General features: G+C 62.9%; 9 protein-coding genes. 7 read left to right on the forward strand and 2 right to left on the reverse strand.

Going from position 1 to position 6,970, the window contains the following annotated elements:
- Nucleotides 1-51: 51 nt before the first annotated feature.
- A complete protein-coding gene (locus ACPLUI_RS08860) occupies nucleotides 52-444 on the reverse strand; it encodes a hypothetical protein (RefSeq protein WP_424659903.1) in 393 nt (130 codons plus the stop codon).
- Between ACPLUI_RS08860 and ACPLUI_RS08865 the strand changes: the two genes are divergently transcribed.
- From ACPLUI_RS08865 to ACPLUI_RS08885, 5 genes are all read left to right on the forward strand, one after another.
- On the forward strand, nucleotides 439-1,881 hold the full coding sequence (locus ACPLUI_RS08865; protein WP_424659904.1) for a copper amine oxidase N-terminal domain-containing protein: 1,443 nt from the start codon (nucleotides 439-441) through the stop codon (nucleotides 1,879-1,881). The genes ACPLUI_RS08860 and ACPLUI_RS08865 overlap by 6 nt on opposite strands.
- Nucleotides 1,865-3,073, forward strand: coding sequence for a copper amine oxidase N-terminal domain-containing protein (locus ACPLUI_RS08870; protein WP_424659905.1), 1,209 nt, complete (start codon nucleotides 1,865-1,867; stop codon nucleotides 3,071-3,073). Before ACPLUI_RS08865 ends, ACPLUI_RS08870 begins: the two co-directional genes overlap by 17 nt.
- Before the next feature lie 21 nt (nucleotides 3,074-3,094).
- Nucleotides 3,095-3,625: a copper amine oxidase N-terminal domain-containing protein gene (locus tag ACPLUI_RS08875; RefSeq protein WP_424659906.1), complete on the forward strand. Its 531-nt coding sequence runs from the start codon at nucleotides 3,095-3,097 to the stop codon at nucleotides 3,623-3,625.
- Nucleotides 3,626-3,692: 67 nt separating this feature from the next.
- On the forward strand, nucleotides 3,693-4,571 hold the full coding sequence (locus tag ACPLUI_RS08880; RefSeq protein WP_424659907.1) for a hypothetical protein: 879 nt from the start codon (nucleotides 3,693-3,695) through the stop codon (nucleotides 4,569-4,571).
- 14 nt (nucleotides 4,572-4,585) lie between these two features.
- Complete coding sequence (locus ACPLUI_RS08885; RefSeq protein ID WP_424659908.1) at nucleotides 4,586-5,962, forward strand: stalk domain-containing protein; 1,377 nt, start codon at nucleotides 4,586-4,588, stop codon at nucleotides 5,960-5,962.
- Between the two features lie 98 nt (nucleotides 5,963-6,060).
- Here the strand turns inward: ACPLUI_RS08885 and ACPLUI_RS08890 are convergent, their stop codons facing one another.
- Entirely contained in the window at nucleotides 6,061-6,291 is a 231-nt protein-coding gene (locus ACPLUI_RS08890; protein WP_424659911.1) for a hypothetical protein, read from the reverse strand.
- Here ACPLUI_RS08890 and ACPLUI_RS08895 point away from each other — a divergent pair.
- Both ACPLUI_RS08895 and ACPLUI_RS08900 read left to right on the forward strand, forming a co-directional pair.
- Nucleotides 6,208-6,474 carry a hypothetical protein gene (locus tag ACPLUI_RS08895; RefSeq protein ID WP_424659910.1) on the forward strand — a complete coding sequence of 89 codons (267 nt, stop codon included), beginning with the start codon at nucleotides 6,208-6,210 and terminating at the stop codon, nucleotides 6,472-6,474. The genes ACPLUI_RS08890 and ACPLUI_RS08895 overlap by 84 nt on opposite strands.
- Nucleotides 6,374-6,970, forward strand: a 597-nt coding sequence (locus tag ACPLUI_RS08900; protein WP_424659909.1) for a hypothetical protein, incomplete at its 3' end; no start/stop codon positions are given. The genes ACPLUI_RS08895 and ACPLUI_RS08900, both read left to right, overlap by 101 nt.

Below are 6,970 nucleotides of genomic sequence, written 5' to 3' on the forward strand. Positions count from 1 at the left end.
CGGTTTCCATAACGCCTCTCCCTTCCGTCCTCGCGTCGTGCGGCCGGGCGCTTAAGGGAGAACGATGGTAAACTGACGTACAAGGTGCTGCAGGGTGGCCCCTTCACCGGTCTGGACGTGCCGGGGCTGGGCAAGGTCAACCGGGAGGGGAACCGGTTTAAAGTCCTCTCCTCCGGCGGCCCGGTGGAAGTGGGCCTCTGGGCGAAAGGGCAGTACCTGCACGACGAGGTGGCTGGCTGGGCGCAACCGGAGTTTAAGACCAACCCCAAGTACTACGACATCCCCCACTACGGCATGTTCATGCTGATGATCGCCCGCTACGGCAAGATGGGGCTCATCATCGGCAACGAGAACGACGGACAGCTTGGCGCGGTGGTGCTCGGCGGTTCCTGCCCATGGGTGACAGAAACGGTGCCGGACCTCTGCACCCTTACCCCGGTGCACCTCCGGTGTGTAGAGGGGGCACGGTGCCCTAACAGCTGGCCTGCGGTGGAGGTAAAGGCCACCGGCGGCGACCCGGTGGAGGTCTCCCACTTTGCCTTCGACAATACCTGCTGGCAGTGGGAGGTCAACGGCTGGGCCAGGCCGGGGTTTGCCTCCAACCCGCAGACATTCGCCCTCAAGCATTACACGCCCGGCTTCCTGATGGTGAGCCGCTACGGTAAGGTGGGCATCTTCTTCTACAACGAGAACGACGGGCAGCTTGGAGTGCTGCCGGTAGAAACCGCGGCACCTCCGGTGCCGCCGGAGCAGCAGCCCGTGTCACAACCATCGGTAACCCCGCCTGAGCAGAAGCATGCGGCGGTCTTCCGCATCGGTCAAAACTACTACGAAGCCGGCAGCCAGACGTTTCCGATGGACGTGGCGCCCTACGTGAAGAACGGCCGGACCTACCTCTCCATCCGCTACCTGGCCAACGCCCTCGGGGTGCGCGACCAGGACATCACCTGGAATCCGAACACGCAGAAGGTGACCCTGAGGAAGGGTGACATAACCCTTTACCTTATGGTCGGTAGCGCGGAGATGATGAGGACGGATGCCGCTACGAGCGCCAAAAACTTCATCCCGATGGACGTGGCGCCCGAAATCGTCAACGGCCGCCTCTGCCTGCCCGCCCGTTATGTGGCCGAGGGCTTTGGCTACCAGGCGGCGTGGGAGGAGGATACGCAGGCTGTGCTCATCATCGGTGCCGCCCCGCAAGGGGGGACGGCGAGGGGCACAACAACAAGCAGCAACAAAGCCCCCGGTGAGGCATTGATAACGTTTCACCCCCACACCCCCGTGAACCTCATTGAAGGTACCGCCGGTTTTCAGGAAGGCTTCGCTGGCGGACAGCAATTCTGGCTTTTGCCCGTGGATACGGCCGTCTGGGGCTACCGCGTCTACATCCAGGGGGAGCCATACGATACCTCGCCCACCTCGGCCTGGAAAAAAGCTCCCGGGGAAACGGGGGTTTACTATCAGGACTACCCGGCGCAGTACAAGCGACAGTGGAGCTCGAACGTGTACCAGCAGCGGGACCCGCAGGAGCTGACCTTGAGCGGCCTGGTGGCCGGAGCCAGGTACCAGGTGTGGGTGGTCCCCCTTTGCGTGACGAAAAAAGCAGACAACTGGAATGTAGATAAATACGGCAAGGTCTTCCGCTACGGCTTCATCACTTCGGGCAGCCCGGAGGTATCCGGGGTGGTCTTCATTTGGGCCTACAAGGACAGCAACAAATGGGGCGTCGTCGACAAAGCGTGCCTTACTTGGGGAGAGGCCGAAAGGGAAAAGGGCTATTACGTGTCCGGGCCCGCCGTCATCGATTCCCTGGATTACTACTACGTAACGGCAGTGCGTTCCGGCGGTGGAGGAGGAAGTTCCCATGGCTGGATGCAGTAGGAGGAAAGCGAGCAACAAACCGGGGAACGCCGCCACCGGAGGCATCTTTCCACTGTTCTCCAGCGGCAACCCGGTAGCCCGGGCAAAAGCGGCGGTGCCGGGTAAAGCGGCCGCGCAAAGGTGCCGGGTGTGTTCTGGCCTTGTTTCGGCTGTCCTTGCGGTTAACGCTGCACTCGTCCTCTGTTGGGGATCCTGGGCGCAGGCGGCGCCAGCTCCGGCCCACTTCTGGGTCGGCCGGGTGAGCTACGAAGCCAACGCACGGCAGTACACCATGGACGTGGCCCCTTACGTCAGCGAGGGGCGCACTTACGTCCCTGTGCGTTACCTGGCCTATGCTCTGGGCGTGCCGGAGGAAGGCGTGCGTTGGGACGGCGCTGCCCAGACCGTGAGTTTGCGCAAACAAGACGTGATCCTGCGCCTTAAGCTCAGCAGTCCCCTGCTGGAGCGGCAGGCGGGCACGGGGCCTTCCGTTTCGCTGGTGATGGACGTGGCCCCGGAGATGAGGTCCGGCCGAGTTTTCCTTCCCGCCCGCTACGTGGCCGCCGGTTTGGGTTACAGCGCCGCGTGGGGCTCGGCCACCCAGCAGGTAACCCTGGCCCCCGGTGAGATTGCCTGGGCGGAAGAGCTGGTCTTCGACCCCAACCCGGTAGAGCCGGACAAGGGTTTGAGTATTCTGGTGCGCACCAGTGGCTCTGCGTCGCGGCCGGTAGTGAGGCTCAGAGGAGTGGGTGGTTCCGCTGAACCGAACGAGTACTGGCGGCAGGCGGATAAAATAACCCTTTCCCCGGGCGGCCCCGGGGAATGGGTAGTGGGACTCCTTTCCCCTGGCCAGGCCGGAGTTTACCCAGCCGAGGTCACGGTGAACGGGCTCACCTTTACCGCCGGGAACTGGCTCCTAAAAGTCTACCCGGAGGGGTTTCTTAACCGGCCGGGGTACGCCACCCCGGAGGAGGCCGTGCGCGCCCGTTTTGCGCAGGACTTCAAAGGGTGCTCGCTCCGTGAGATTGAGGAGCGCCCGCTCCTGCCGGATGACCTCCGCGACCCGCGTTACCATAAGCTGTTTCTGGTAACCTTTTACCAACCCTATGACGGCCCGGTGCTCCCGGCGGGTATGCATTCTTACTTTTATTACATTCTGCGTGATGGTCCGAACGGCTTCTGGCGCGTGGCGGGAGGCGGCACCGGCCCCTAAACAAGGGAGGCAGGGAGAAGTGTGAAGCACCGCGTGACGAAAAGAGGAATCGCTTTGACTCTGGTTCTTGCCGTGGCGTGTGCCCTGCTTTTCCCCGGCAAGGCTCCGGCAGGCGCCCTGGCGTCCGAGGTCCGCTTCCAGGTGGGCAGCACGGCGTGTGCCGTGGGCTACCGGCACGGCCCGGTGATGCTGGTCCGGATGGACGTGGCCCCCTACCTGCGGGGCGGCCGCGTCCTTGTTCCGGTGCGCTTTTTGGCGCGGGCGGTGGGTGTCCGCGATGAAGATGTGGTATGGGAGGAGAAAAACCAGACGGTTACCCTGAAAAAGGGCGAGGCCGTGGTCTCTTTTACCGTAGGCAATCCGGTGATGGAGAAACGGGTGGGCCCGGCCGCTCCGGAACCCATGGTCATGGATCTGGCGCCGGAGATTACAAACGGCCGCGTCTGCCTGCCGGCGCGGTGGGCGGCGGAAGGCTTTGGCTGCCAGGTGCGGTGGGAGCCATCTGAAATGACAGTGGTCATTCGCAGCAAGAGCGGCGGAGAAAGCGAATAGCCCCGCCGCCGGCGGGATGGCGGCAGCAGGGGCCTGGGGCTAAAGCTGAAAATAAGGAGGGTCAATTATGCGCAAGTTGTTACTCGTTTTAATGTCCTTGCTCTTCGTGGTGATTGCCGGCTGCGGGCGCGGTGGGACGGGAGCGGCTCCGGGAGGTGCAGGTACGCCGCCGGGCGGCGGCCAGTCGCCGGCCGGGGGTTGGGCGCTGGCCCAGCCGGAAGCGGTGGTGGAGAATTACTTGGCGGCCATCGGACGCAGCGATTACAGAACGGCGGCGGCCTGCCTGGAGCACCCTAAGGCGGTGGTCTGGCCCGGCGTGGGGCTTCTGGAGGCAACTTTCAATGCAAAAGTCCCGCCGGATGTGGTGCGTGTGTCAAACATCGCTGCTGGATCGACGTTCGCAGTCGGCCCCCGCGGCGACGAGGTGGGCTGCCTGGCGCGCGCCCACGTTGCCCCCGGGAAGGAAGCGCACCGCTGGGGCATCGGACAGGAGGGGGACTGGCAGTTTGCCTTTTACCTGATTAAGCGGGGCGAAGGCTGGCGGCTTGCCCGCGGTATGCCCCTTTCTCAAGGGCTGGCTGACTATCTGGAGGGCAGTCGCAATCCCTTCCGGAACGTGGCCAGCCAGGTGCCGGAGGTAGCCGAACGCGGCAAGGAATATAAACTTTCGTTCGACCTCGAGCTGCCGAAGGCGCTCTCCTCTGTAGAGGAGGTAAACGTGGCTTTTCTTCCCGAGCCCGACACGGAGAAGTACCCGTATGCCTACGAAACAGCCTTTTCCACTTACTATTACGACGGAGGTCAGAAAAAGTTGCTCGGTCATTTTGACCAGGCGGCGGAGATCGACCCGGAGATGCCGCCCGGCAAGTACCGGATTTACCTGGGTCTGGGCACAAAACCACCCCTTTACTGGCCGATCCCGCCCTACGTGGTGACCGTAAAGTAAGGGAGTGGGTTGCGATGCCAGGGGTAGGCCGCGGTAAAATTTGCCTTATCTCCCTTATTCTCTTTGTGCTGGTGCTTCCCGCAGTGGCCCGGGCCGATAGGGGAGCAATTTACACCGAGCCCGTTACCCTCAGCGAGCCGGGGCAGAAGGCCTTCCTCGCCTTCAACGGCGAGGAAGAACTGCTGGTTCTGGCCACGGATGTTCAGGCCGGGCGAGACACCGCGGTGCTGGAGTTCACGCCCTTCCCGGCGGAACCGGTGGTGGCGCTGGCTCCGGACGGGGCCTTCGAACGGCTACAGGAGATCCTGAACGCCCACCGGGTCACCTACTTCCGAAAGGCCATGGTGCAAAGCTACGGTGAAGGAACAGGCGACGGTGAGCCCGTGGACTTGCTTCTGCACCGGTGCCTCGGCGTTCACGACGTTACCGTGGTGCGGGTAAACGACCCGGCGGCCTTCGCCTGGTGGGTAGAAGCCTACTTCCGCGAAAACAGCTTCCCGGTACGGGAGTTGACGGAGCAGGAAAAAGAGGTGGTGGCCGACTACTGCCAGCGCGGTTTCAACTACTTTGCCTTCGATCTTGTCCATATCGGAAAAGAAGTGCAATCCGTACCACCACTTGCCTACCGGTTCATAACGCCTGCCCTCTACTACCCGCTTAAGGTGAGTGCTCTGTATGGCGGGACCGGCCGGGTGGATCTGGTCTGTTGCGGGGACCGGAGGGTTTTCGACCGGCTCGACTATCAGCTTCCCAGAACAGTCATTGCAAACGCTCCCCCCTGGCGGTCCTCGAACCGGGTCAACCTTGACGCTGCAGAACTTACGGCAGTGACCCCGGAGGTGGCGAAGGTGCTGACCGGGAGTCAGCAACTCCAGGCATTTCGCTACGAAGGTGAATTCCACTTCCGGACGGACGTCTGGGTGGATCCGCGCGTGGTCCTGGTGGAGGTGAACGGCCGTTCCCTGGAGCTGGAGGTGCCGCCGGAACTCATCGCCGGCAGCTGTTTCGTTCCTGCACGGGAGGTCTGGGAAACCTTGGGCGCCGCGGTCACGTGGGACGCGAACCGCCGGGAGGTTGTGGTGGTAAAAGACGGGCTTACCCTGCGGCTGCCCGTTGATCCAGTGACCATCACTGAGGATGACCCGGCGAGCGGTCAAAAAACGCTCCGCCACCGCCATGTAGCCTACCTGAACGGTGAGCACCGCGACCTTTCCGCTCTGGCCGCGGCGTACACCCCCGGCGGCCGGGCCCCTGAGGTGGCGCTGCGCATAACCGGCGGCAGGGTTTTGCTGCCGGTCAGGCTTGTAGCCGGGGTGCTGGGAGCAAAGGTAAAGTGGAACGATGAGGAATGGAAGGTGGGCATTACAAGCGGCATCTTTGCAGCCGACTGATTTGACCCGGAAGTTTTTGTAATCCAGCACGGACAGTCGCTACGTTGCCCGGTGAACGGGGTGTTGGCCGCGCCAGGAAGCGGATAATCCTGGACTGGTCAGGTTGAAGACGGGGTGTTCCTGGCCTCCCGGGACCTCCGTCCGCTCTTTCCCGGCCGACTGCTGCTGGCCCCAAGAGCCGGTACGAGACCCTCGCTGTGTTGGTCGCTCCTCTCTTCGCCAATATCCGGCTCCTTGCCCGCGCGGTGGAGGAAGGCTTGGCCGCCCACGGCTCCTTTGTGGCCGTAAACAACCGCGTCAGCCAGAGCATACCGCACCTGCACGTCCACATTGTGCCCCGCCGGAAAAAACGGCTTGCGGGGCTTCTTCTGGCCCCGGCAACGCTACTCCGACCGGGAGGCCGTCCTGGCGATGCAGGAAATCCTGCGGGCCTCCGTGGCCCGACTCACGCTGTTGAGCGTCAAGGAAAAAATAAAACGGTTGCAAGAGCACCTATGGACCGATATTTATGAGGAACACACCATCATCGTCAAAAAACATACCGTCACCACCTTCGAGTGGCTCTCCTGGCGCGAACGGGGGATGAGCAACGCCACAATAGCCGCCATACTGGGCGTCAGCCCCTCGATGGCCCGCGTCGTAGCGCGGAAGTTCCGGGAGGCCGGGGTGCCCGACCCGCAGTACAAGAAGCGAAAACCCGGCCCCGTGGGCGATCTGGACACTACGACCGACGCCGGGGCCTACGTGCTGGGGGTGCTGTGGGGCACAGCATCCACCTCCGGAGAGGGTTACTGGGTACGCCACCGCGACAGATGGTACGTGGACGTTGTACGGGAATACCTGGGTATTACGGCAGAAGGACACGAAAGTTATTCCAGGACCGGGAACCAGTGGCGGCTGAAAATAACTCGGGCGGCAGACGTGGCCGCGGTAAGGAATCTTCTGGAGTGCTACGGGTGGACGCCCAGGAAGGCCCCGGAGAGGCCGTATCCATATGGCAATGTCGAC

It is taken from the genome of Desulfofundulus sp. (genome assembly GCF_049701015.1).
Lineage (GTDB): Bacteria > Bacillota > Desulfotomaculia > Desulfotomaculales > Desulfovirgulaceae > Desulfofundulus.

Coding starts and splice junctions, on each gene's coding strand:
- ACPLUI_RS08870 (WP_424659905.1), top strand. CDS start 1,865: ATGGCTGGATGCAGTAGGAGGAAAGCGAGCAACAAACCGGGGAACGCC.
- ACPLUI_RS08880 (WP_424659907.1), top strand. CDS start 3,693: ATGCGCAAGTTGTTACTCGTTTTAATGTCCTTGCTCTTCGTGGTGATT.
- ACPLUI_RS08885 (WP_424659908.1), top strand. CDS start 4,586: ATGCCAGGGGTAGGCCGCGGTAAAATTTGCCTTATCTCCCTTATTCTC.